Source organism: Mobilicoccus massiliensis, assembly GCF_000826525.2.
Taxonomy (GTDB): Bacteria; Actinomycetota; Actinomycetes; order Actinomycetales; family Dermatophilaceae; genus Mobilicoccus; species Mobilicoccus massiliensis.
In genome coordinates this window covers 322,495-346,303 of sequence record NZ_LN651328.1, presented here as the reverse complement: position 1 = coordinate 346,303, position 23,809 = coordinate 322,495, and the positions used below count along the sequence as shown (strand labels likewise).

At 69.6% G+C, this 23,809-nt stretch carries 18 protein-coding genes and 1 riboswitch; of the genes, 11 read left to right on the top strand and 7 right to left on the bottom strand.

Features of this window, described 5'->3' with window-relative positions:
* Window positions 1–10: 10 nt before the first annotated feature.
* Genes BN1197_RS07645 through BN1197_RS07635 form a run of 3 tightly spaced genes read right to left on the bottom strand, consistent with a single transcriptional unit; the run spans window position 11 to window position 3,081 of the window.
* Window positions 11–1,321 carry a TRAP transporter large permease gene (locus tag BN1197_RS07645; protein WP_040157842.1) on the bottom strand — a complete coding sequence of 437 codons (1,311 nt, stop codon included), beginning with the start codon at window positions 1,319–1,321 and terminating at the stop codon, window positions 11–13.
* 3 nt (window positions 1,322–1,324) lie between these two features.
* Window positions 1,325–1,957, bottom strand: a complete 633-nt coding sequence (locus BN1197_RS07640; RefSeq protein ID WP_082043714.1) for a TRAP transporter small permease — start codon at window positions 1,955–1,957, stop codon at window positions 1,325–1,327.
* Window positions 1,954–3,081, bottom strand: a complete 1,128-nt coding sequence (locus BN1197_RS07635) for a TRAP transporter substrate-binding protein (RefSeq protein WP_245851849.1) — start codon at window positions 3,079–3,081, stop codon at window positions 1,954–1,956. Before BN1197_RS07635 ends, BN1197_RS07640 begins: the two co-directional genes overlap by 4 nt.
* A gap of 167 nt (window positions 3,082–3,248) precedes the next feature.
* Between BN1197_RS07635 and BN1197_RS07630 the strand changes: the two genes are divergently transcribed.
* The 8 genes from BN1197_RS07630 to BN1197_RS18000 all read left to right on the top strand — a co-directional run bounded on the left by BN1197_RS07630 (window position 3,249) and on the right by BN1197_RS18000 (window position 12,807).
* The gene (locus BN1197_RS07630; RefSeq protein ID WP_040157838.1) at window positions 3,249–5,744 is read left to right on the top strand and encodes a glycoside hydrolase family 31 protein; all 2,496 of its coding nucleotides are present in this window, start codon (window positions 3,249–3,251) and stop codon (window positions 5,742–5,744) included.
* 10 nt (window positions 5,745–5,754) lie between these two features.
* Entirely contained in the window at window positions 5,755–6,840 is a 1,086-nt protein-coding gene (locus BN1197_RS07625) for a TRAP transporter substrate-binding protein (protein WP_052466194.1), read from the top strand.
* The gene (locus tag BN1197_RS07620; protein WP_052466192.1) at window positions 6,837–7,394 is read left to right on the top strand and encodes a TRAP transporter small permease; all 558 of its coding nucleotides are present in this window, start codon (window positions 6,837–6,839) and stop codon (window positions 7,392–7,394) included. Before BN1197_RS07625 ends, BN1197_RS07620 begins: the two co-directional genes overlap by 4 nt.
* A gap of 1 nt (window position 7,395) precedes the next feature.
* Entirely contained in the window at window positions 7,396–8,703 is a 1,308-nt protein-coding gene (locus BN1197_RS07615; protein WP_040157834.1) for a TRAP transporter large permease, read from the top strand.
* Window positions 8,704–8,840: 137 nt separating this feature from the next.
* Window positions 8,841–10,277: a short-chain fatty acid transporter gene (locus tag BN1197_RS07610; protein WP_040157832.1), complete on the top strand. Its 1,437-nt coding sequence runs from the start codon at window positions 8,841–8,843 to the stop codon at window positions 10,275–10,277.
* Between the two features lie 43 nt (window positions 10,278–10,320).
* Window positions 10,321–10,554 (top strand): type II toxin-antitoxin system Phd/YefM family antitoxin, encoded by a 234-nt coding sequence (locus tag BN1197_RS18105; RefSeq protein ID WP_040157828.1) that lies wholly within the window; start codon window positions 10,321–10,323, stop codon window positions 10,552–10,554.
* A gap of 242 nt (window positions 10,555–10,796) precedes the next feature.
* Window positions 10,797–11,396 carry a hypothetical protein gene (locus tag BN1197_RS07600; protein ID WP_040157827.1) on the top strand — a complete coding sequence of 200 codons (600 nt, stop codon included), beginning with the start codon at window positions 10,797–10,799 and terminating at the stop codon, window positions 11,394–11,396.
* 535 nt (window positions 11,397–11,931) lie between these two features.
* On the top strand, window positions 11,932–12,807 hold the full coding sequence (locus tag BN1197_RS18000) for a VOC family protein (RefSeq protein ID WP_315969805.1): 876 nt from the start codon (window positions 11,932–11,934) through the stop codon (window positions 12,805–12,807).
* A gap of 60 nt (window positions 12,808–12,867) precedes the next feature.
* On the opposite strand, the gene BN1197_RS07590 is transcribed toward BN1197_RS18000, so the two are convergent.
* Window positions 12,868–13,422, bottom strand: coding sequence for a GNAT family N-acetyltransferase (locus tag BN1197_RS07590; protein ID WP_052466229.1), 555 nt, complete (start codon window positions 13,420–13,422; stop codon window positions 12,868–12,870).
* A 178-nt stretch (window positions 13,423–13,600) separates the two neighbouring features.
* Between BN1197_RS07590 and BN1197_RS07585 the strand changes: the two genes are divergently transcribed.
* The 3 genes from BN1197_RS07585 (at window position 13,601) to BN1197_RS07575 (ending at window position 20,346) form a co-directional block, all read left to right on the top strand.
* Window positions 13,601–15,799, top strand: a complete 2,199-nt coding sequence (locus BN1197_RS07585) for a M14 family metallopeptidase (protein ID WP_052466190.1) — start codon at window positions 13,601–13,603, stop codon at window positions 15,797–15,799.
* Window positions 15,800–16,011: 212 nt separating this feature from the next.
* Window positions 16,012–18,672: an ATP-dependent chaperone ClpB gene (gene clpB, locus BN1197_RS07580; RefSeq protein ID WP_040157825.1), complete on the top strand. Its 2,661-nt coding sequence runs from the start codon at window positions 16,012–16,014 to the stop codon at window positions 18,670–18,672.
* A 255-nt stretch (window positions 18,673–18,927) separates the two neighbouring features.
* Window positions 18,928–20,346: an alanine/glycine:cation symporter family protein gene (locus BN1197_RS07575; RefSeq protein ID WP_217991167.1), complete on the top strand. Its 1,419-nt coding sequence runs from the start codon at window positions 18,928–18,930 to the stop codon at window positions 20,344–20,346.
* Between the two features lie 84 nt (window positions 20,347–20,430).
* On the opposite strand, the gene BN1197_RS07570 is transcribed toward BN1197_RS07575, so the two are convergent.
* The 3 genes from BN1197_RS07570 to thiM all read right to left on the bottom strand — a co-directional run bounded on the left by BN1197_RS07570 (window position 20,431) and on the right by thiM (window position 23,525).
* Complete coding sequence (locus BN1197_RS07570) at window positions 20,431–21,081, bottom strand: TenA family protein (RefSeq protein ID WP_052466188.1); 651 nt, start codon at window positions 21,079–21,081, stop codon at window positions 20,431–20,433.
* Window positions 21,082–21,183: 102 nt separating this feature from the next.
* Entirely contained in the window at window positions 21,184–22,689 is a 1,506-nt protein-coding gene (gene thiD / locus BN1197_RS17730) for a bifunctional hydroxymethylpyrimidine kinase/phosphomethylpyrimidine kinase (protein WP_082043713.1), read from the bottom strand.
* Window positions 22,686–23,525 carry a hydroxyethylthiazole kinase gene (thiM, locus tag BN1197_RS07560; protein WP_040157823.1) on the bottom strand — a complete coding sequence of 280 codons (840 nt, stop codon included), beginning with the start codon at window positions 23,523–23,525 and terminating at the stop codon, window positions 22,686–22,688. Before thiM ends, thiD begins: the two co-directional genes overlap by 4 nt.
* Window positions 23,517–23,609: riboswitch (TPP riboswitch) on the bottom strand. (Overlaps the previous gene by 9 nt.)
* Window positions 23,610–23,809 lie beyond the last annotated feature (200 nt).

Genomic DNA, 23,809 nt, shown 5'->3' with positions numbered 1-23,809 from the left:
GGGTGGCGCGTCAGTCGCCCGCGAGCCCGAGTGCGGTCGGCAGCCAGAGCGAGATCTGCGGCACGAACACGACGACGAACAGCCCGATGACGATCGCCAGCAGGAACCATGCGAGCTTGGCGACGACCGGCTCGATGCGCAGCCCGGCCACGCGCGCGCCGACGAACAGCACGTTGCCCACGGGCGGGGTGATGACCCCGACGCAGAGGTTGTAGACGATCATCGTGCCGAAGTGCAGCGGGTCGACACCGAACGTCTCGACGATCGGCAGGAAGATCGGCGTGAAGATGAGGATCGCCGGCGTCGGGTCCATGAAGCAGCCGACGACGAGCAGGATCGCCATCATCACGAGCAGGATCACCGTCGGGTTCGACGAGAGGCCGAGCAGCGCCTCGGACACGGCGTCGGGGATGTGCGAGAACGACATGACGAACGAGAGCGCCGTCGACACGGCGACGAGGATCATGACGATCGCCGTCGTGCGGGAGGCGTCGAGGATGATGCCCGGCAGGTCGCGCACCTTGATCGCGCGGTAGGCGAAGCCCAGCACGAGGCAGTAGACGACGGCGATGGCGGAGGACTCGGTGGCGGTGAAGAACCCGCCGAGGATGCCGCCGACGACGATGACGATCATGAGCATCGACGGGAACGCCCGCCAGAGCACGAGCATGCTCTGGGCGAACGTGGGGCGTTCGACCATCCGGACACCGCTGTATCTGCGTCCCAGGAGCAGGACGACGATCATGCACGCGCTCACCCAGACGAGGCCGGGCCCGACGCCTGCCATGAACAGCGCGGCGATCGAGGTGCTGCTCACGAGGGAGTACACGATGAACGTGTTGCTCGGTGGGATGAGCATGCCCGAGGGCGCGGAGGCGACGTTGACGGCGGCCGCGAACGAGCGGTCGTAGCCGTCCTCCCTCATGCGCGGAGTCATCACGGTGCCGACGGCGGCCGCGGCGGCGACGGCCGCACCCGAGACCGCGCCGAACATGCCGTTGGCGACGACGTTGGTCTGCGCGAGGGAGTTGGGCATGCGCCCGACGAGCACCTTGGCGGCGTCGATGAGCCGGCCGGCGATGCCGCCGTTGTTCATCAGGACACCCGCGAGCACGAAGAACGGGATCGCGAGCAGCGTGAAACTGTTGATGCCGGTGAACATCTTCTGCGCGCTGACGAGGGCGGCCTTCTCGGCATCGAGCAGTACGAACGCCGCGGCGAACGTCGACAGGCCGATGCCGACGGCGATGGGGACGGCGCAGGCGATGCACAGCGCGATGCCGGCCACGAGGACGATGGCGGCGAGAACGATGGGGTCCATGGGTCAGCTCCGGTTCTCGCGCTGGGCGCCGTTGTCGGGTTCGCTATCGCCGGGTTCACGGTCGCCCGGTTCGCTGTCGACACGCCTGTCGTCGAGAACCGTGGCGATGCCCTCGGCGCCGACGAGGTGCTTCTCGGCCTCGGCGTCGCTCTCCGGGGGGAAGGGGTCGACGCTTCCGCGTGCGATCTCCACGAGTTCGGTGAACGCATAGAACGCGATGATCGCCCCGGTGATCGGCATGACGACGTACATCTGCCCGAGGGTGAAGGGGATGGACTGCAGGTGCTGGTCCCACGCCCCGGCGAGGGCGCGCAGGCCGCCGTACACGAGCAGGAGCAGCGCGAACGCGATGATCGCGAGCTGGATGAGGACCCCGAGAGCTCGTCGTCCCGCCGTCGGCAACAGCCGGCCGAGGACGTCGACGGCGAGGTGCCCGCGTTCGGAGAACACGAGGGCCGTGGCGAAGAACCCGACCCAGACGAAGAGGTACCGCGACACCTCGTCGGTCCACGCGGCGGGCGAGTCGAGCACCTGGCGGGTGACGACCTGCCAGACGACGACGATGACGAGCAGGGAGAAGAGGGCGACGCACGCCCACGAGAGCAGCCGGTCGACGGCGTGGCGGGCGGCGATCACGACGTGGCCGCCTCTCGCGCCTGACGGTAGAGCTGTCGCTGGTTGTCGTTCTGCAGGAACGATTCCGACATCTTCTCCAGCCGTTCGTCGAAGGGCTTGGTGTCGATCTCGTGGAACTGCGCACCGGCTGCCGTCGCGCCGGTGATGGCGTCCTTCGTGGCCTTGTCCCAGAGCACGACGAACTCCTGGTGGGTCTTGGTCCACTCGCGGTCGAAGATCGCGCGGTCGGCCGGTGCCATCTTCTGCAGCGACTCGGTGTTCGCGACGATGTAGTCGAGCCCCACGAGGTGCCTGGTGTAGGTGAAGTGCGGCGCGACCTCGTAGTGCTTCTGGGTGAAGTAGGAGACCTCGTTGTTCTCGGCGCCGTCGAGCACCCCGGCCTGCATGGCGGTGTACACCTCGCCGTACGACATCGGTGTCGGAGATCCGCCCATGGTCGTGACCATGCGCAGCATCACGGGGCTCTCCTGCACGCGGATCTTCTTGCCGGCGAGGTCGGCGGGCGTGTTGACGGGCTTCTTCGTGTAGAGGCTGCGCTCGCCCTGGGTGAAGCCGCCGAGCACGGTGAGGTGCTTGCTCGCCTCGAGCGAGGTGTAGAGGTCGCCGACGATCTTCGGATCGTTGATGACCTTGCTCTGGTGGGCGACGGAGTCGAACACCCGGGGGAGGTTGAAGACGCGAAAGTCCTGGTCGATGTTCTCGAGCTGCGTGCCCGAGATGACGGCGAGGTCGATGATGCCGTCGCCGGTGAGCCCGAGGATCTCCTGCTGGGCGCCGAGCACCTCGTTGGGGAACACGTCGATGCGGTATCGCCCGCCCGTGGCCTCACGGAGCCGCTGGTCGAACCCGGAGAGCGCCACGTAGCTCGGGTGTTCCTTGGTCTGGTTGAGCGCGAGGCGGAGGGTCACGGGCGCGTCGGCTCCCGCGCCCGTCGCCTGTGGCGAGCCGCAGGCGGCGAGGGAGACCATGAGCGCTCCTCCCACCGCGGCCGCTGTGAGCACTGTGGCCCGCATGTTCTGCCGGTCCTCTCGATCGGGGCTCGCCCGGACGAACGCCGGGCTCGGCTCAGCCTGGCCGGATTCGCCCTGGCGGGCCAGCTGTTGCCATGAGTTGGCGCCGGACATGCCGATGACCATAGCCCGGACTCCCGGTGGCGGAGGGATGTCGATACGGTGACGACCGGGTGAACGGTGTACGGAGTCTCGTGGCGCCCCCTTGGCCGCCTCGGGTCGGTCGGGGTTGGCTCACGCTCAGAGTCGTGTCCGGCCCGAAGCAGTGTCGAAGGAGCCACATGCGCATCTGTCGTCGTGTCATCGCCGTCGAGGGCGCGGGTGCGTGGACCCGGATCCGCACCGACGGTGTCGAGGTGCGCGTGGTCTTCGTCACCGACGACGTCGTGCGCCTCCGGGCCGGGTTCGACGGCGACTTCGAGGAGGCCTCCTACAGCCTCGTGACGACGGCCTGGGAGGACCGTCTCGACGCCGTGCTCGGTGACGAACGCGTGCGCGTCGAGCCGATGCCGGTGGAGGTCGAGGACGCGGGCGACGTCGTCCGCCTCCGCGGTCGGCGCCTGACCGTCGAGGTCCTGCGTGACCCGTTCGTCCTGCGGGTGCTCGACGTCGACGGCACCGTGCTGCACGAGGACGTCGCCGGTCTGGGCTGGCGGGAGGACCTCAACGCTCGCCGACTGCACACGCACCGGTTCACCCCGGGAGACCGGTTCTACGGCTTCGGCGAGAAGACCGGCCCGCTCGACAAGGCGGGCCACCTGCTGACGATGAGCCCGAGCGACGCGATGGGCTACGACCCGGATCGCACCGACTCCCTCTACAAGCACATCCCGTTCTTCGTCCGTCTCGGCGGCGAGAGTCGGGTGGCGGTCGGGTACTTCTACCACGGCACGTACGAGTGCGAGTTCGACCTCGGCCGTTCGCGTTCCAACTACTGGCCTCCGCACGTCACCCATCGCAGCGACGGCGGCGACATCGACCTCTTCGTCATCGCCGGCCCACGCATCCGTGACGTCGTGCGCCGGTACACCGGCCTCACGGGGCGGCCGGTGATGCTTCCACGGGCGGCGCTGGGCTACCTCGGCTCGTCGATGTACTACCCCGAGCTCCCGGCAGCGTGCGACGAGGCGGTCCTCGGCTTCGTCGACACGGCGCGGGCCTACGACATGCCGATCGACGGGTTCCAGCTCTCGTCGGGATACACCCAGCAGGAGACCGAAGCCGGTCTCAAACGCTGCGTGTTCACGTGGAACCACGAGCGTTTTCCCGACCCCGCCGGGTTCTTCGCCGCGATGAGCGAGCGGGGCATCACCGTGTCGCCGAACGTCAAACCGGGGGTGCTGCTCGTGCATCCGGACGTCGAGGAGATGAGGCGGGCCGGCCTGTTCATCAGGCGTGCCGACGCGGACGACCCGGTCGTCGGCACGTGGTGGGGAGGGCCGGGTCACTTCGTCGACTTCACCGATCCGGTGGCGCGAACGGAGTGGGCGCGACGGCTGACCGCGCACGTGCTCGAGATGGGCACGGCGTCGGTGTGGAACGACAACTGCGAGTACGACTCGATCGTCGACCTCGACGCCCGCTGCTCCTTCGACGGTCGCGGCGGCACCGTGGCCCGGTTGCGGACCGTGATGGCCGATCTCATGTGCCGCGTCACCCACGAGGCGATTCGAGCCCGTGGCGACGATCGGCGCCCGTTCGTCGTCTGCCGCGCGGGTCACGCCGGCATCCAGCGGTACGCGCAGACGTGGTCGGGCGACAACGCGACGTCGTGGGAGAGTCTGCGCGGCAACATCGCGACGATGCTCGGCATGAGCCTGTCGGGAGTCGCCAACAACGGCAGCGATATCGGCGGCTTCCACGGCCCGGCGCCCGGGCCGGAGCTCTTCGTGCGGTGGGTGCAGCACGGCGTGTTCCAGCCGCGGTTCTCCATCCACTCGGTCAACGTCGACAACACCGTCACCGAGCCGTGGATGTACTCGGCGCAGACCGACCGCATCCGCCGCGCCATCGACCTGCGCTACGCCCTGATGCCGTACCTGTACTCGCTCATGGCGCGGGCACACCGCACGGGCCTGCCCATCGTCGAGCCGATGTGCAGCGCGTTCCAGCACGATCCCGTGTGCGACACCGAGGGCGTCGACTTCATGCTCGGCGACGCGCTGCTCGTGGCGAACGTCGTCGAGCCCGGCGCCGCCACCCGACGCGTCTACCTGCCCGCGGGTGAGGAGTTCGTCGACCTGTGGACGCGGCGCCCGTACCCCGGCGGGGAGGTCGTCGAACTGCCCGTCGACCTCGACTCGATCCCCGTGTTCCTTCGCGCCGGCGGGATCGTCCCCATGGCCGGTGGGGGCGCCGACGGGGCGGACGAGCAGACCCTGCGCCTCGTGTGCGCGCCCGGGTGCGACGGGGACTTCGAGCTCTACGAGGACGACGGAGTGAGTCTGGAGCACGAGCGCGGGGTCTCGTTGCTCACCCGCATCGCCATGCGCACCGCCGACGACGAGACGATCCTGACGTTCACCGGTGAGGGGCCCTTCGAGTCGCCGTTCACGCGCGTGCTCCTCGACGTCGTCGCCACCCAGCGGGCGCCGCTGTGGGTGAGCGTCGACGGCGACCCGCTGCCCCACCTGCTCGATCGCCGCGCGTTCGAGCGGTGCGAGCGCGGCTGGTACTACTCCCAGACCCGCCGGTCGGCACTCGTCCGCTACCCGAGGCCACGAGGCGATCATCGTGTCGCCCTCTCGTTCCGCCCCTTCGACATGATCGGCATGTGAAAGGCCCGCCATGACACCGCCACTCGATGCGCCGCACCGCCGTTTCGACGGCCCGAGACGCCGCCGCGCCTCGGGCGTCCTCGCCCTCCTGCTCGCGGCGGTCATGGTCGCCCTCACCGCATGCGGCCGCCAGGACGGGGCGCAGGCCAGCGGCGACGCCCGACCGGAGCACCCGATGCGGTTGGTCCTGGCGCACAGCCTCTCCAGCGGCCACGTGACCTCCAAGGCCCTCGTGGACTTCGCCGAGCAGGTGAAGAAGGACAGCGGCGGGCGGATCGTCGTCGAGCTCTATCCCGACGGTCAGCTCGGCACCGAGCGTGAGCAGCTCGAGCAGTTGCAGGCAGGCGTGCTCGACATGACCCGCGTCTCGGCTCCCGGGCTCGCGACGTACGCCGACGGCTACCACGCGTTCGGCCTGCCGTTCGTCTTCTCCGACGAGAAGCACTACCACGCCGCCATGGACTCCCCGGGCATGCACGAGTTCTTCCGTTCGACCGGCGACGACGGGTTCATCGGCCTCACTTGGTACACCTCCGGCGCGCGCTCGTTCTACACCGTCGATCGGCCGATCCGGCGACCCGAGGATCTGCGCGGCCTCAAGATCCGCGTGCAGGACATGCGCTCGCAGACCGAGATGATGAGGGCCCTCGGCGGCAGCGGAGTCGTCATGCCGCTCGGCGACGTGTACACGGCCCTGCAGACCGGGATCGTCGACGGCGCCGAGAGCAACGAGACCGCACTCACCCAGAGCAAGCACGGCGAGGTCGCCAAGGTGTTCTCCGAGGACGAGCACACGATGATCCCCGACATGCTCGTCATGAGCACCCGCACGTGGAACCGGCTCTCGCCCCAGGATCAGCAGCTCGTCGTCGACTCGGCGGACGCCTCCACCCAACGGCACAAGAAGGCCTGGGCCGAGGAGGTCGAGAAGGCACGCTCGGAGGCCCGGAAGGAGGGCGTCACGTTCGTCGCCGACGTCGACCGCGAGGCCTTCCGGCAGGCCACCGCCTCGCTCAACGAGCAGTTCGCGGGCGAGTACCCCGGAGTGCGCCGCGTCCTCGACATCATCTCCTCGACCCGCCAGGAGCAGCGATGAACCACGCCACCACCGCTCGACCCCTCCTGCTCGCGCGGCAGGTCAACCGCGTCGTCGGCGGGGTGCTCGCCGCGATCGGCGCGCTGCTGCTCGCCGTCATGACCGTGCTCGTCATCTATCAGGTCGTCACCCGGTACGTGCTCGGCAGCCCGGCCGACTTCACCGAAGAACTCGTCAAGTATCTGCTCATCTGGACGGGGTTCATCGGCGGCGCGTACGCGTTCACCACCCGCCGCCACATGGCCCTCACGCTCGTACGCGACCGCCTGCCCGCACCGCTGCGCACCGCGGCGATCGTGCTGGTGGACGTGCTCGTCCTCGTCTTCGCCCTGTTCGTCATGGCGGTCGGCGGTGCCTGGCTCGCGAGCAGCGCGATGCCCGACCTCTCGGCGCTGCTCGGCATCTCCCGCGGGCTCGTGTACGCCGTCGCCCCGGTCTGCGGCGCGCTCATCGTGCTCATCCAGCTCGCGAACCTCGTCGAGGACGTCCTGGACCCGTCTGATCCCGGCGGAGGCGCCGACGCGGGGGAGCCCGTCGAGAGCCGGGAGGTCTGAGATGAGCGTCGTCGGTCTCGCCGCCCTCGTGCTGTTCGGCGTGTTCTTCCTGCTCCTCGTGCTGGGTACGCCGATCTCGATCGCGATCGCGGTCTCCTCGATCCTCACGGCGTTGTGCTTCCTGCCGTTCGACCAGTCGACGTTCATCGTCATGCAGAAGATGAACAACGGTCTCGACAGCTTCACGCTGCTCGCGGTGCCCCTGTTCATCCTCGCGGGCAACATCATGAACAACGGGGGCATCGCGCGGCGTCTCATCCGGCTGGCGCAGCTCGTGGCCGGCCGCATCCCCGGCTCGCTCGCGCACACGAACGTGCTGGCCAACATGCTGTTCGGGGCGCTGTCGGGCTCGGCGGTCGCCGCTGCCGCCGCCATCGGCGGCACGATGAACAAGATGGAGGAGGAAGAGGGCTACGATCCCGCGTTCGCCGCCTCCGTCAACATCGCGTCCGCGCCCACGGGCCTGCTCATTCCGCCGACCACCGCGTTCATCGTCTACTCGATGATCGCCGGCGGCGTCTCGATCTCGGCGCTGTTCATGGCCGGCGTCGTGCCCGGCGTCCTCATGGGGTTGACGACGATGGCGGTCGCGTTCTGGCACGCCAAACGCCACGGCTACCCCGTCGCCGACCGCGTCGACCGTAGTCGGATGTGGCGGATCGTTCTCGAGGCCATCCCCGCGCTGTTGCTCGTCGTCGTCGTCATCGGCGGCATCGTCGCCGGGGTGTTCACCGCGACCGAGGGCGCCGGGGTCGCCGTGCTCTACACGCTCGTGCTGTCGCTGCTGTACCGCAGCCTCAGTTGGCGGGCACTGCGCACGATCATGGTCGACACCGTCTCCACCAGCGGAATCGTGCTGTTCCTCATCGCAGCGTCCTCGGCGATGTCGTGGGTCATGGCCTATACCGGGATCCCCGGCGCCATCAGCGACGCGCTGCTGTCGGTCTCGGGCAACCCTCTCGTGATCTTCCTGCTCATGAACCTCGTGCTGCTCGTCGTCGGCACGTTCATGGACATCACGCCCGCCATCCTCATCTTCACGCCGATCTTCCTGCCGATCGTCACCGGACTCGGCATGGACCCCGTGCACTTCGGTGTCGTGCTCGTGTTCAACATGTGCATCGGCACGATGACGCCGCCGGTCGGCTCGGTGCTCTTCGTCGGTGCCGGCATCGCCGGGGTGACGATCGAACGGATCTTCCCCAAGCTTTGGCCGTACCTCCTCGCGCTCGTCGTGTTGTTGCTCGTCGTCACCTACTTGCCGGCGTTGTCGCTGTGGCTGCCAGGGGTCATGGGCCTGTCGGGCTGACGATCGCCGCGGCGCCGGTCGTCCCCTCACCGCGACCGTTCGCCGACGTCGGCGTCGTCGATCGTTGAACGCCTCCCGTGCGCGGCATAGGTTTCGGCCGTCCGCAGGACCACCGCACTCGCCGAGGAGTAGGGATCATGAGCGAAGCCGCCGTCGCGCCGTCGCAGGAGGAGGAGCGCGGACTCGCCCGTGTCGCCCAGCGCCTCGCCGCGTTCACCGAGAAGTGGTTCCCCGACGCGTTCATCTTCGCGCTCGTCGGGGTCGTCGTCTGCGCGATCGCCGCGTTCGCGATCGGCGCGACCCCCGCCTCGGTCGCCGGCGCCTTCGGTGACGGGTTCTGGGATCTCACCGCGTTCACCCTGCAGATGGCGATGGTGGTGCTCACCGGCTACATCGTGGCGACGAGCCCGCCGGTGGCCCGGCTCATCGAGCGGCTCGCGGTGATGCCGAGGACCCCGCGCGGCGCGATCGCGTTCGTCGCCGCGCTCGCGATGGCCGTCTCGATGATCAACTGGGGTCTGTCGATGATCTTCGGCGGCCTGCTCGCGCGCGCCATCGCCCGGCGCAGCGACCTGCGCGTCGACTACCGCGCGCTCGGTGCCGCGGCGTTCCTCGGGCTCGGCGCCATCTGGGCCCTCGGCCTCTCGTCCTCGGCGGCGCAGTTGCAGGCGACGCCCAAGTCGATCCCGCCCGAACTGCTCCGGATCACCGGCGTCCTCGACTTCGGCAAGACGATCTTCACGTGGCAGTCGCTGCTCTGCGCCCTCATCCTCTTTCTGCTCTCGCTCGCGGTCGCGTGGGCCAGCGCTCCCCGTGCCGGGGCCACTCGCACGGCCCAGGACATGAACGTCGATCTCGACGACGAGCCCGCCCGCGTCGAGAAGCCGTCTCGACCGGGGGAGTGGCTCGAGCACCAGGTGTGGCTCCCCATGATTCTCGGCGTGCTCACCCTCGGCTGGATCGTGCTGCAGTTCGCCACCAAGCCGTTCCTGTCGGTGATGAGCAGCCTCAACGGCTACCTCTTCGTGTTCCTCATGCTCGGCCTCGTACTCCACGGCACCCCGGCCCGGTTCATGCGCGCCGTGACGCAGGCCGTGCCCGCCACGGCCGCGATCCTCGTCCAGTTCCCCCTGTACGCCTCGATGGCCGCGCTGCTGACCAAGGCCGAGGGACGCGACGGAGCCACGGTGTCGCACCTGCTCGCCGAACTCTTCACCTCGATCGGCGGCGGGGGCGGATTCGCGGTCGTCATCGCGATCTACACCGCTATCCTCGGCATCGCCGTGCCCTCCGGCGGCGGCAAGTGGCTCGTCGAAGCGCCGTACGTGATGCAGGCCGCCACCGACATCGGCATGAACCTCGGCTGGACCGTGCAGATCTACAACATCTCCGAGGCCCTGCCCAACCTCGTCAACCCGTTCTTCATGCTGCCGCTGCTCGCCGTGCTCAAGCTGCGCGCCCGCGACATCGTCGGCTTCACGTTCCTGCAGTTCATCATCCACCTGCCCGTCGTGCTGCTCCTCGTCTGGCTGCTCGGGATGACGTTCACGTACGTGCCGCCGGTGATGCCGTAGTGACGGCCGACCGGACGACAACCAGCCTGGCTGCTCTGGGTGGATGAGGTGCATCGGTGCCGATGACGCCCAGACGCACCTGTCGCGACTCCTCGACGACGTCGCGGCAGGTGCCTCGTTCACGATCACCAGGCGAGGCAGGCCCGTCGCCCGGCTCGTGGGTGTTCGTGGAGAGCATCGAGACCCTGACGAGATCCTGGCAGCGTTCGCCGGAGCGCGGACAGGCCGCACGCTGGAGATGCCTCTGTGGGACGCCATCGCCGAGGCTCGTCGATGAGCTCGCGCGCGCCGCGGCGATGGCACTGCCTCATGGCCGCCTCGTGACACTGGGCCGCCGCCTCGTCGAGGCGGCCGGACGGATTCGGTAGCCCTGTCCGGCTGCCCGTTGGTCACGACGTCACGATCCATTTCCGACAGTGACACGCACGAGTGCGCGACGCGTCGGGATCGCCTCACCTGGGTACTGTCGACGAGGACGCTGCGCACCGGCGCCCGATTCGAACGACGAAAGGACCTCCGATGGTCGTCTTCGGCCTCATCCTCGTGCTCCTCGCCGTGGGAGCCGCCGCCTTCGCCGTGTGGGTGGCCACCGCGGGCTCGCAGGTGACCGCAGCCGACGGCTCGTCGGCACTCGCGGTCGACGTCGCGGGCAATCAGTTGCAGGTCCAGACGCTGAGTCTCGTCATCCTCGGTGCCGCCGCGATCCTCGTCGGCCTGTTCGGACTCTGGATCATGATGGCCGCCAGCCGACGCAAGTACCGCGCCGCGCGGGAGCGCCGCGACCTGCAGAAGCGCCAGCGCCGCCAGGAGAAGGAACTCGCCGAGACCCGCCGCCGCCTCGGTGAGGACGAGCGGACCGGGCGCCCCGCGCAGACGACCGCCCCGCGTCGAGACGAGGAGCGGGTCGTGACCGAATCCCGTGTCGAGGAGACGCGCGTCGAGCCGGCTCGCGACGGTCGACTCGGCGAGCGCGAGGTGCGTGACGATCGCTCGCACATCGATCGCCGTGAGCCGGACGGCCGCGGGCCGGTGAGCGGCGACCCGCGAGGGGACGGAGCGACCGCCGCCGATGTGGACCGCCGGCCTCCCGCCGATCCGCGGGACCCCGGTACCCGCTGACCCACCTGTTCCACCGCGAATCCCTCACGCGCCCGGCGCTCGTCGCCGGTGCGGGTGGGGGATTCGTCGCATGCGGGGGATGTCCCTCCGCCGACGGGTTGGGACCACGACGCACGTCTTCGTGATCGATGCACGTCGGAGGTGCGCTGTGCACGTCATCTGCGGCGTGCCTCGCATGCCGAAGACGTGCCCGGATGTCGCAAGGTCTGCGGGGTCGAGGCCGCCGCCACTCGTGCACGGGTTGGGAACACCACGCACGTCTTCGTGATCGGTGCACGTCCGAGGTGCACTGTGTACGTCGTGTGCGGCGTGCCTCGTGTACCGAAGACGTGCACGGATGTCGCAAGGTCTGCGGGGTCGAGGCCGCCGTCACTCGTGCACGGGTAGAGAACACGACGCACGTCTTCGTGATCGGTGCACGTCCGAGGTGCGCTGTGCACGGCGTGTGCGGCGTGCCTCGTATGCCGAAGACGTGCACGGAGGACGCAAGGCGCGAGGGGAAGCGTCTGTCGGTGGGGGATGGGAGGCTGCCGGCATGGAGCGCACCGTGGAGCAGCGACTGAACTTCGTCACCCTCGCCGTCGCCGACGTGGCCAGGTCGAGAGCGTTCTACGTCGACGGACTCGGCTGGGAGGTCGAGTTCGAGGCGCCGGGGGAGGTCGTGTTCATCCGGCTCGGGCCAGGGCTCGTGCTCTCGCTGTGGTGCCGGTCGGGGTTCGTCGACGAGATCGGAGAGCCGGGCGTCGGACTCGCGCCGATCACCCTCGCCCACAACGTCACGTCGTCGGGGGAGGTCGATGCCGTGCTCGCCGTGGCCCGTGCGGCCGGGGCCGTGGTGGCGGACGCGCTCCGACGTGACTGGGGTGGGTACTCGGGGTATTTCAGCGACCCCGACGGGTTCCGGTGGGAGGTCGCGCACAACCCGAGCCCTCTGGGCGACGAACTCGTCACGCGGTCTCGGAACTGGCTGCGCGAGAGGCAGGTTCACGACACGACGGGCGAAGCCGGGCCCCCGACCACCACGCCTTCCACCGACGCCGCCCGCGTCACCGCCGAACTCCGTGCCCGCGAACCCCTCACCCATCGCGAGCCGCGCGACGCGGATCGCGCCCACTTCGAGGCGCTCATCGCGCCCGACATGGTGCACATCGGTGCCTCGGGCATCCGCACCGAACGCGAGGAGTACATCGCCCGATCGCTGGCCCGGTACGAGCAGAACGAGCACGGCGACGACGACACGTGGATCGTCGAGGACTTCTCCGTCACCGAACTCGCGCCGGACCTCTGGGAGGCCGCGTACCTCCTCCACCAGGGAGAACGCGCGAGCCGCCGCACCACACTGTGGGAACGCACCGGCGATCCCGGGGCGCCGTGGCGCGCCCGCAGGCACCAGGGCACCGTCGTCGGGTGACCACGCGGCCGCGCGGTCGAGTCCATCGCCGAGTGAGTCGGTGAGTCGGGTGAGCAGCGCTCAGGTGAGGCCGCGCCGGTAGAACACGTGCGGTTTCAAGGGTCCGTCGACGTCGGGGTGGTCGAGGGCGGCCACGTATTCCAACCCGATGCGGCGCATCACGGCGATCGACGGGATGTTGAGCCGGGCCGTGAGTGACCAGACCTCCGGCACTCCGTGCTCGCCGGCGAACCGAAGGCACTCGAGGGCGGCCTCGGTCGCGTAGCCGCGCCCCCAGGCCTCGCGGCGCAGCCGCCACCCGATCTCGAGGAACCCGCTGCCGGGTGACCATTCCGGCATGGGGTTGAGGCCGGTGAAGCCGAGGAACTCCCCGCTCTCCCGCAGTTCGAGCGCGAACAGTCCGACCCCCGCCTCCTCGATCCGCAGGCGGATCCGCTCGGCCAACGCATCGCTCTCCTCGCGTGAGAGCGGCGCCGGGAAGAACCGCATGACCTCCGGATCCGCGTTGAGCTGGGCGAACGGCTCGAGATCCGATGGGCGCCACTGGCGGAGGATCAATCGCGCCGTTCGCGGGGGTATGACCGTCCGCTCCCACGCCGTGCGCGGCTCGCCCATCTCACCCACGATCACATCCTCTTCCGAGTCCACTCCCTCGACCGGGGAGCCACGTCGCTCGCCGTGCGCGGAGCAGGGGGAGAACCTTGACCCGATCCTGACCGAACCTTGAGACAGTGATGAGCGTCACTCCGCGAGCATTCGTCCTACCCCAGGACGATTCGCCGAAGGAGTCGACATGTCCGTCAAGAGGTTCACGACCAGAACACGGTCGTTCGTCGCGGTCGCCGCGTTGGGCGCCACCGCCCTCGGTCCCGCGCAGCTCGTCACGGTCGACACCCGCACCAAGGCCGCGCGCAGCAAGCTCGTCGCCCTCGGCTTCGACACGACAGCCGAACCCCCCGGCCCCGGCCCGCAACCCGCGGCCCGCGCCACCTCATCCGATCCCGCGCAGCTCGTCACGGTCGACACCCGCACCAAGGCCGCGCGCAGCAAGCTCGTCGCCCTCGGCTTCGACACGACCAGCCGAGTCCGGCCCGGAGGCGGGATCGACGTCATCCTGCACGGCGAGGCCGATGCCCAACGTCTCCGCGCTGCCGGGTTCTCGTGGACGGTGCGCACCGCCGACCTGGCTGTTCAGCAGCGGGCCAATGCGGCCAAGGACCGGGCGTACGACAAGGCGACCGTCCGCTCGCCGCTGCCCAGCGGGCGCACGGCCTACCGCACGTACGACGAGTACGTCTCCGACATGAAGCGCCTGGCCGCCACCTATCCCGCCCTCGTGCGCATGTTCACCCTGCCGAACAAGACGGTCGAAGGACGCCCGGTCTACGGCATCGAGATCAGCGAGAACGTGGCGAACCTCGAGGACGGCAAGCCGGTGTTCCTCGTCATGGGCGCCCACCACGCCCGCGAATGGCCCTCGTCCGAGGCGACGATCGAGTACGCGTTCGACCTCCTCGCCAACCGTGCGAGCCGCACCGGCGACCCTCGCGCACGCGACATCGTCAAGAACAACCGCACGATCGTCGTGCCCGTCGTCAACGTCGACGGGTTCATCGTGTCGCGCAACGCCGTGCCCAAGGGCGACTTCTCGGCGACGGACTACGAGAACCGCCGCAAGAACTGCGCGATCAGCGTCAACACCCCCGCCGACATGCGCGGCGGCACCTGCGGCGACAACCCGGCCGGCCGATTGCGCGGCACCGACCTCAACCGCAACTACCCCGGTTTCTGGGGCGGCCCCGGCGCCTCGGCGAACTGGCGCAGCGACACCTACCGCGGCGACGGCCCGGGCAGCGAGCCCGAGACCGACAACATCCGCAAGCTCATCTCGAGTCGGCAGGTCGTCACCATGCTGTCCAACCACACGTACAGCAACCTCGTGCTGCGTCCGCCGAGCATCATGGACTCCGGCCTCGCGCCCGACGAGCCGCTGTACAAGGCGGTCGGGGCCGAGATGGCCGACCCCATGGGCTACGTCAACCAGCGTTCGTTCGAGCTGTACGACACCTCCGGCAGCACCGAGGACTGGAGCTACTGGGCCACCGGAGGTTTGGGATTCACTCTCGAGATCGGCCCGGACAGCTTCCACCCACCGTTCGAGGACGGCGTCGTCGCCGAATACGTCGGCGTCAAGCCGGCCGCGGGGGCGGGCAAGGGCGGCATCCGCGAGGCCTTCTACCGGGCCTCGATGTCGACGATGAACACCGAGCGGCACTCGACGCTCGTCGGCAGGGCCAAGCCGAACTCGACGCTGGAGATCCGCAAGAAGTTCGTCTCGGCGACCTCGCCGGTCATCGGCACCGACGGCACGGTGGGCGCTCCGCGCTACTACGAGGACACGCTGGTCAGCACGATGCGACCGGGCAAGAACGGCCGGTTCACCTGGGCCGTCAACCCCTCGACGCGTCCGCTCGTCGCCGGCCGCTACGGCCGTGACGCCGTCGCGCCGCCGCAGTCGGCGATCACCCTCGTCAACCCCTCCGGCATCCCGGCCAAGGGCAAGACCGAGGAGACGACGTTCACGATCGAGGGGCCGCCGAAGGCGGACAACGGCCGGGTCACGGTCGAGGTCGGCTGGCCCGGGCGCTCCGGTGACGCCGCCATCGACTGGGACGTCGAGATCATCGGTCCCGACGGCAAGCCCGCCGGCTCGGCCGGAACGCTGAACGTGCCCGAGAAGGCCGTCATGCTCGATCCCGTTCCGGGTGCGTACACCGTGCGGGTGACGAACTATGCCGGTGGGGAGACCGCCGACTGGAGCGGCAAGGTCACCTTCGCCTCCCCGCAGCCCGCGTCGTACTCCGGCATCAAGGAGGCGTGGACGCTGACCTGCAAGAACGCGCGGGGAGCGACGCTGTCGACCCGCGACGTCATCGTCGATCGCGGCGAGATCGAGAACCTCGGCGACGTCTGCACCCGCAGCAAGGGCTGACAGGCCCGCTCCGTTCGCCACGGTCACCACGCCCGTCCCCGGATCTCGGGGGCGGGCGTGGTGCTGTGCGCCCGAGGCGCTCCTCGGTCAGAGAGTCGTGCACGCGCAGACTTGAGCGGAATAGACTCAACTTGGTCGGCGTTGCTCTCGATGAACGCGGGCTCCGCCCCGCACGAGACGTCACCGAAACGACTTGCCCGAGGAGGGTTGCTTTGTCTCTTCAGCTCACCACGAAGGCCCAGGAGGCCTTCTCCACCGCTGTGCGCACCGCCGCAGCCGAGGGGCACCCTCACGTCGAGGCTGCCCACCTGCTCAAGGCCCTGGCCGACCAGACCGAGACGACGACGGGCCCGCTGCTCGACGCCACCGGCTCCTCGCGCCTCGCCGCCACCCGCGCGGCCGACGCCAAGCTCGCCCAGCTGCCCACGGTCTCCGGATCGTCCGTGACCTCACCGAGCCTCTCCCGCGGTGCTCAGGCCGCGCTCGAGCAGGCCCGCCAGATCATGGAGGCGATGGGAGACACGTACGTCTCCACCGACCACCTGCTGCTCGCTCTGGCCCGCACCGGCGAGTTCGGTCTCGACGCCGAGGCCATCGACGAGCGCATCCCGCAGATGCGTGGGGGCGGCAAGGTCAACTCCGAGAACCCGGAGGACCAGTTCAACGCCCTGGCCAAGTACGGCACCGACCTCACCCTCGTCGCGCGCGAGGGCAAGCTCGACCCGGTCATCGGGCGCGACTCCGAGATCCGCCGTGTCGTGCAGGTGTTGAGCCGTCGCACGAAGAACAACCCCGTGCTCATCGGCGAGCCCGGCGTCGGCAAGACCGCCGTCGTCGAGGGTCTCGCCCAGCGCATCGTCGCGGGCGACGTGCCCGAGTCGTTGCGCGACAAGCGCCTCATCGCCCTCGACCTGTCGGCGATGGTCGCCGGTGCGAAGTACCGCGGTGAGTTCGAGGAGCGCCTCAAGGCCGTGCTCAACGAGATCAAGGAGGCCGAGGGCAAGGTCATCACGTTCATCGACGAGCTCCACACGATGGTGGGCGCCGGCGGGAGCAGTGAGGGCTCGATGGACGCGGGCAACATGCTCAAGCCGCTGCTCGCCCGCGGTGAGCTGCGCCTGGTGGGCGCGACCACGCTCGACGAGTACCGCAAGCACATCGAGAAGGACGCCGCGCTCGAGCGCCGGTTCCAGCAGGTCTACGTCGGCGAGCCGAGTGTCGAGGACACCATCGCGATCCTGCGCGGACTCAAGGAGCGGTACGAGGCGCACCACAAGGTCGCCATCGCCGACTCCGCGCTCGTCGCCGCCGCGACCCTCTCGGACCGCTACATCCAGGCCCGTCAGCTTCCCGACAAGGCCATCGACCTCGTCGACGAGGCCGCCTCGCGCCTGCGCATGGAGATCGACTCCTCCCCGGTCGAGATCGACGTGCTCCGACGCCAGGTCGACCGCCTGAAGATGGAGGAGCTGCACCTCTCGCGCGAGACCGACGAGGCCTCCCGCGAGCGGCTCGACAAGCTGCAGTCCGACCTCGCCGACCGGCAGGAGGAGCTCGCCGCCCTCACCGCGCGGTGGGAGGCCGAGAAGGCCGGGCTCAACCGGGTCGGTGACCTCAAGGCGCGCCTGGACGAGCTGCGCAGCTCGGCCGAGCGGCTCCAGCGCGAGGGTGACTTCGCCGAGGCCAGCAAGATCCTCTACGGCGAGATTCCCGCGCTGGAGAAGGAGATCGACGCGGCCAGCGCCGCCGAGAACGCCGCCGCGACCGTCGACCCGATGGTCAAGGACGAGGTCGGCGCCGACGACATCGCCGAGGTCATCAGCAGTTGGACCGGCATCCCCGCCGGGCGTCTGCTCGAGGGCGAGACCGAGAAACTGATCCACATGGAGAAGTGGCTCGGCGAGCGCCTCATCGGCCAGTCCGACGCGGTGCGTGCCGTCAGTGACGCCGTGCGGCGCAGCCGGGCCGGCATCGCCGACCCCGACCGCCCGACCGGCAGCTTCCTCTTCCTCGGCCCGACCGGCGTCGGCAAGACCGAGCTCGCCAAGTCGCTGGCGGACTTCCTCTTCGACGACGAGCGCGCCATGGTGCGCATCGACATGAGCGAGTACTCCGAGCGGCACGCGGTGGCCCGTCTCATCGGCGCGCCCCCGGGCTACGTGGGGTACGACGAGGGTGGTCAGCTCACCGAGGCCGTGCGGCGTCGCCCGTACTCGGTCGTGCTGCTCGACGAGGTCGAGAAGGCCCACCCCGAGACGTTCGACATCCTGCTGCAGGTGCTCGACGACGGTCGCCTCACCGACGGGCAGGGTCGCACGGTCGACTTCCGCAACGTCATCCTCGTGATGACCTCCAACCTCGGCAGCCAGTTCCTCATCGACGAGAACCTCACGCCGGAGGCCAAGCGCGACGCGGTGATGGCGGCGGTGCGGACGGCGTTCAAGCCGGAGTTCCTCAACCGGCTCGACGAGACGGTGATCTTCGAGCCGCTCTCGACCGACGAGCTGTCGCGCATCGTCGACCTGCAGGTCAAGGCGCTCGACCGGCGCCTCGCCGACCGTCGCATCGTGCTCGAGGTCACCGATGGTGCCCGCGAGTGGCTCGCGATGACCGGTTACGACCCGGCGTACGGTGCCCGGCCGCTGCGTCGCCTCGTGCAGAAGGAGATCGGCGACCGCCTCGCGATGGCGATCCTCGCCGGCGAGGTGCGCGACGGGCATCGGGTCGAGGTCGACGTCGACCTCGCCGAGGACCACCTCGTCCTCACCGACCGCGGCCCGCTCGGCGAGCGCGCCGGCGAGACGCCGCGAGTCGGTGAGCAGAACGGCGAGGCCGACGACGAGATCATCGACGCGGAGGTCGTCGACGCCTGAGGCCCTCCTGTCACCCACGACGGTGCGACCGCACGACGCGGTCGCACCGTCGTCGTGTGCGAGGGGCCGGGCAGCCGTGGCCGGGTCTCGGACGGAGTCGGGCCGGCGTGAACGACGCGTGAGACCCCTCACACCTGAGAGCGATTTACCGACAACGCTGTCTTTCCTGATGGCGCACTGGGAAAATCCCCGGCATCCGAGCTTCGCGGCCCGCGCCGCGGGGTCCAGCCATGCGAGCACAGAGGGGTCGCGAGCGTGAATCAGTTCATCGACGGTTTCCTGGACGTCAACGAGGCCATCAACGGGTTCGTCTGGGGGCCGGTGATGCTCGTCGTCCTCGTCGGCACCGGCGTCTACCTCACGATCCGCACCAACTTCCTCCAGATCCGCAAGTTCGCCTTCGCGCTCAAGAACACCATCGGCACCGTCATCGGCGGGCGTGGGCGCAAGGCCGACGCCGACAACATCAGCCCGTTCCAGGCCGTCTCGACCGCGCTGGCCAGCACGGTGGGTACCGGCAACGTCGTCGGTGTCGCCACCGCCATCACCGTGGGTGGCCCGGGCGCCGTCTTCTGGATGTGGGTCAGCGCGTTCTTCGGGATGATGACCAAGTACGCCGAGATCGTGCTGGCCGTGAAGTATCGCGAGGTCAACGCCGAGGGGCGCAACGTCGGCGGCCCGATGTACTACATCCTCAACGGCCTCAAGCAGCCGTGGCTCGCGTACGTCTTCGCCGTCTTCGCCACGCTCGCCACGTTCGGCATCGGCAACATGACCCAGGCCAACTCGATCGCCGAGGCCGTGCAGTCGAGCTTCGGCGTCGAACGCTGGATCACCGGCGCCGCCCTCGTCGTCCTCACCGCCGTCGTCATCCTCGGCGGCATCAAGAGCATCGCCAGCGTCACCGAGAAGCTCGTGCCGTTCATGGCCGTGTTCTACGTCGTCATGTCGCTCGTGCTGCTGGCGATCAACGTCGGCGAGCTCGTGCCCTCGCTCGTGCTCATCGTCGAGGCGGCGTTCAACCCGAGCGCGGCCGTCGGCGGCGCGGCGGGCTACACGATCGCCAAGGCCATCCAGATGGGTATCGCCCGGGGTGTCTTCTCCAACGAGGCCGGTCTCGGCTCGGCGCCCATCGCCCACGCCGCCTCCAACACCAAGGAGCCCGTCGAGCAGGGGCTCTGGGGCATCTTCGAGGTCTTCGTCGACACGATCATCATCTGCACGATGACCGCGCTCGTCATCCTCACCACCGGGGTGTGGCAGCTCGAGCACGAGGGTGCGGCCCTCACGATCGCCGCGTTCAACCACGGCCTGCCCGGCACGATCGGCGGTACCGCCCTCACCATCGGCCTCACGATGTTCGCGTACTCGACGATCCTCGGCTGGTCCTACTACGGCGAGAAGAGCCTGGAGTTCATCTTCCGGCACACCTCGGGCGTGAAGGCCGCGATCATGGGCTACCGCGTCGTCTTCGTCGCCGCCGTGTTCGCCGGCTCCGTGGGCAGCCTCAAGGTCGTGTGGGACATCGCCGACACCCTCAACGGCCTCATGGCCATCCCCAACCTCATCGGAGTGCTCCTGCTCTCCGGCGTCGTGTTCCGTGAGACCAAGAGCTACTTCACCAGGCTCAAGGCCGGCGAGATCACCGCTGCCTCCGCCCGCCCGGACGCCTGATCGGCGCGCGACCGACGCCTGATCCATACGCGAACGCCGCCCCTCCTCCGGTCGAGGACGGGCGGCGTTCGCGTGCAGTGGGTCTCAGCCGATCGGCCAGGTCTCCATGCGGTCGGGGGCGTCCCAGAACATCCACTCGAAGCGGGAGGCGTGGCGGAACGCCTCCAGCATCCGCGCTCGTACGGATTCGGAGTTCTCCTCGGCCAACCGGTCGACGATGGCCCTGGCCGCGCGGGTGTCCTCGGCGAACTGCTCGTCGGCGTAGGTGGCGATCCAGTCGCCGTAGGGGTGCTTCTCGAGGTCGCCGGCCGCTGCGAGCAGGTCGTTGCCCACGTCCTCGTAGATCCAGAAGCACGGCAGCAGACCCGCCGCGAGCACGGGATAGGACCCGCCCGCGGCGAGGGCGTTGAGGTAGCTCACGTACGCCGTGCACGTGGCGGAGCGTTCGAGCCTGGTGTGGTCGACGTGGCTGTCGTGCAGTTGTCGCTCGACGATGATGCAGTCGCGGGCGGCACCGGCCCAGAACACGAGGTCGTCGCTCGTCGTGCTCTGCGCGGCGCACGCGGCGAGGGCGCGGGCGTAGTCGGCGAGGTAGAGCGCGTCCTGGCCCATGTAGTAGTCGAAGCGTTCGCGGGCCAGAGAGCCGTCGGCGAGTTGGCGCACGAACGGCAGGTCGTCGATGGCCTTGCGAATCGGAGCGATCTCGCTCCACAGGGTCTGGCTGAAGGTGGTCATGTCGTCCTCGTGGGTCGCTTGTCGGAGTTGTTCGTGGTGTCGTTTCTTGCGTCGTGCGCTGGGTCGTCGGGTGACGGCCGGGTGGGCCGAAACAGGCGCGGATCAGCGTCCCCACAACGTGTGGAAGTGGTTGACCGGGCCGTGGCCGCCGCCGACGGTGAGCGTGCCGGAGGCCGCGATCGCGCCCGCCAGCCAGGCCTTCGCGTCACGAGCCGTCTCGACCCAGTCCACGCGCTGCGGGCGCAGGGCGGCGAGGGCCGACGACAGGCTGCAGCCGGTGCCGTGGGTGTCGGGCGTGTCGACGAACGGGGCGGTGAGCACGTGCTCGGTGCCATCGAGGATCAGCAGGTCGGTGGCGAGGCGCTCGGTCACGGCGTCCGTCGTGAGGGTGGGCGCGTCGAGCGCCTCGACCTCGGCGGGCTCGAGGTGCCCGCCCTTGGCGTAGACGCCACGCGCCCCGGCTTTCAGCAGCTCGTGGGCCTGGACGCGCAGGTCCTCCAGGGTTCGCGCCGGTTCGACGCCGAGCAGGACGGCGGTCTCCGGCAGGTTGGGCGTGAGCAGGTCGGCCAGCGGCATGAGTTCGCGCACGGCATCGGTCGCGTCCGAGTCGAGCAGCCGGTCGCCGCTCGTTGCCACCATGACCGGGTCGAGCACGATCGGCACCCCGGCGAACGGGCCCGCGAGGTACTCACCGACCGTGCGCGCGAGGTCGGCGGAGGCGAGCATCCCGATCTTCACGGCGTCGACGCGGATGTCGTCGAGCAGCGTGTCGAGCTGGTCGCGCACGAACTCCACCGGCACCGGGTGCACGCCGGTGACGCCGCGGGTGTTCTGGGCGGTGAGCGCCGTGATGACGCACATGCCGTACGCGCCGTTGGCGCTGATCGACTTGAGATCGGCCTGGATGCCCGCGCCGCCACCGGGGTCACTGCCGGCGATGGACAGGACGTTGGCGACGCGCGGCGCCGCCGCCCACGCCTCGGCGAGTTCGCGGGTCGCGGCCTGCGGGTCGGGGGTGCCGCAGATCGCGCTGATGACCGCCATCCCGTCGACGCCGCTCGCCTTGAGCGGGACGGCGTCGCGCGTCTTGACCCCGCCGATGGCGCAGGTCGGCCAGGGGCTGCGGCGCGCCATCGCCGAGAGGCGCGCCATGCCGATCGGGTCGGCGTGACCGGGTTTGCTGGGCGTGCCGTACAGCGGGCCGAGACCGAGGTAGTCGACGACATCGCCGAACCCCAGGGCACGGTCGAGCTCGGCCTCGTCGGTCACCGAATACCCGACGATCGCGTCCGGCCCGAGCATCTCGCGGGCGACGGGAGGCGGCATGTCGGACTGCCCGACGTGCACCCCGTCGGCACCGATCGCCTCGACGAGGTGGACCCGGTCGTCGACGACGAGCCGCACACCGGTGCCCGTGAGCACCTCGACGAGTTCACGGCCCAGGCGGACGAACTCCTCGTCCGTGGCATCCGGGTCACGCAGCTGCACGAGCGTCGCGCCGCCGGCGACGGCCTGACGCACGGTCTCGACGACACCGGTCATCCCGCACTGGCCGGTGTCGGTGACGAGGTAGACGGCGAGCTCGTCCGGACGCATCCGGGTGTTCATGCCGCGCTCCCGTCCGTCTCGGCGTCGAGGCGGACGCGCGCGGTGAGGTCGTCGGGTGTGAGCAGCGCGAGTCGGTCGAGCAGGGCGACGGCGAAGGAGCCGGGCCCGCGAGATTCCGTGGCCGCGACGTCGGCGGCGACGGTGAGCAGCCCGGTGGCGACGGTGGCCGCGAGCAGGGGATCGTCGCAGGTGGCGGCGAACCCGGCCATGAGCGCCCCGAGCGAGCATCCGACACCCGTGACCCTCGTGAGCAGCGCGTCACCGTTGTGGACCCGAACGAGCCGAGCGCCGTCGGTGAGGTGGTCGACCTCGCCGCTGACGGCGACGACGCAGGCGTGCTCGCTGGCGAGAGCCCGGGCGGCGTCGAGCGCGGCGTCGGCGGTGTCGGTCGAGTCGACGCCGCGGCCGCCCGCGCCGCCGGCCAGCCCGATGATCTCGGAGGCGTTGCCGCGCACGATCGCCGGCGCGTGGGCGAGGGCGAGCAACTCGCGCGCGAACTCCGTGCGCCACGTGAGTCCGCCGGCGGCGACCGGGTCGAGCACCCACGGCGTACCGGCCTCCGAGGCGGCCCGGACGGCCTCCCGCATGGCCTCCACCGTCTGGTCCTGCGGCGTGCCGAGGTTGACCAGCACCCCGCTCGCGACCCGCGCGAACTGCCCGGCCTCGTGCGGGTTGTCGACCATCGCCGGTGCCGCACCCGCGGCGAGCAGCACGTTCGCCGTCCAGTTGGTGACCACGGTGTTCGTCAGGCTCTGCACGAGCGGACCGGTCTCGCGGAAGGTGGCGAGTGCCTCCCCACACGCGGCCGCGGTGACGGATGGATGGGTTGGCGTCATCGACGACGTCCCTTCGCTAGTCCGAACTAGAAGCAGGTTCGACGGGTGTGATCTCAGCGCCTGGGCGCACCCCGCGTCGTCCTGCCACTGTAGCCAGGGACGGCTCCGCGCTGGCCGTCGGGCCGAGGTGCGTCAGATCTCGCGCAAGAAAGACCGGTCAGACACACGAGAGGTGACGGGCCGCACGCCGCTGACCAGGGGCATCGTCAGAGGGCGTCGCTCGGCCGGCCTCGGTCACCGGTCTTTGTTGCGCGAGATCGACCGCCACCCGCGACGCAGCGGTC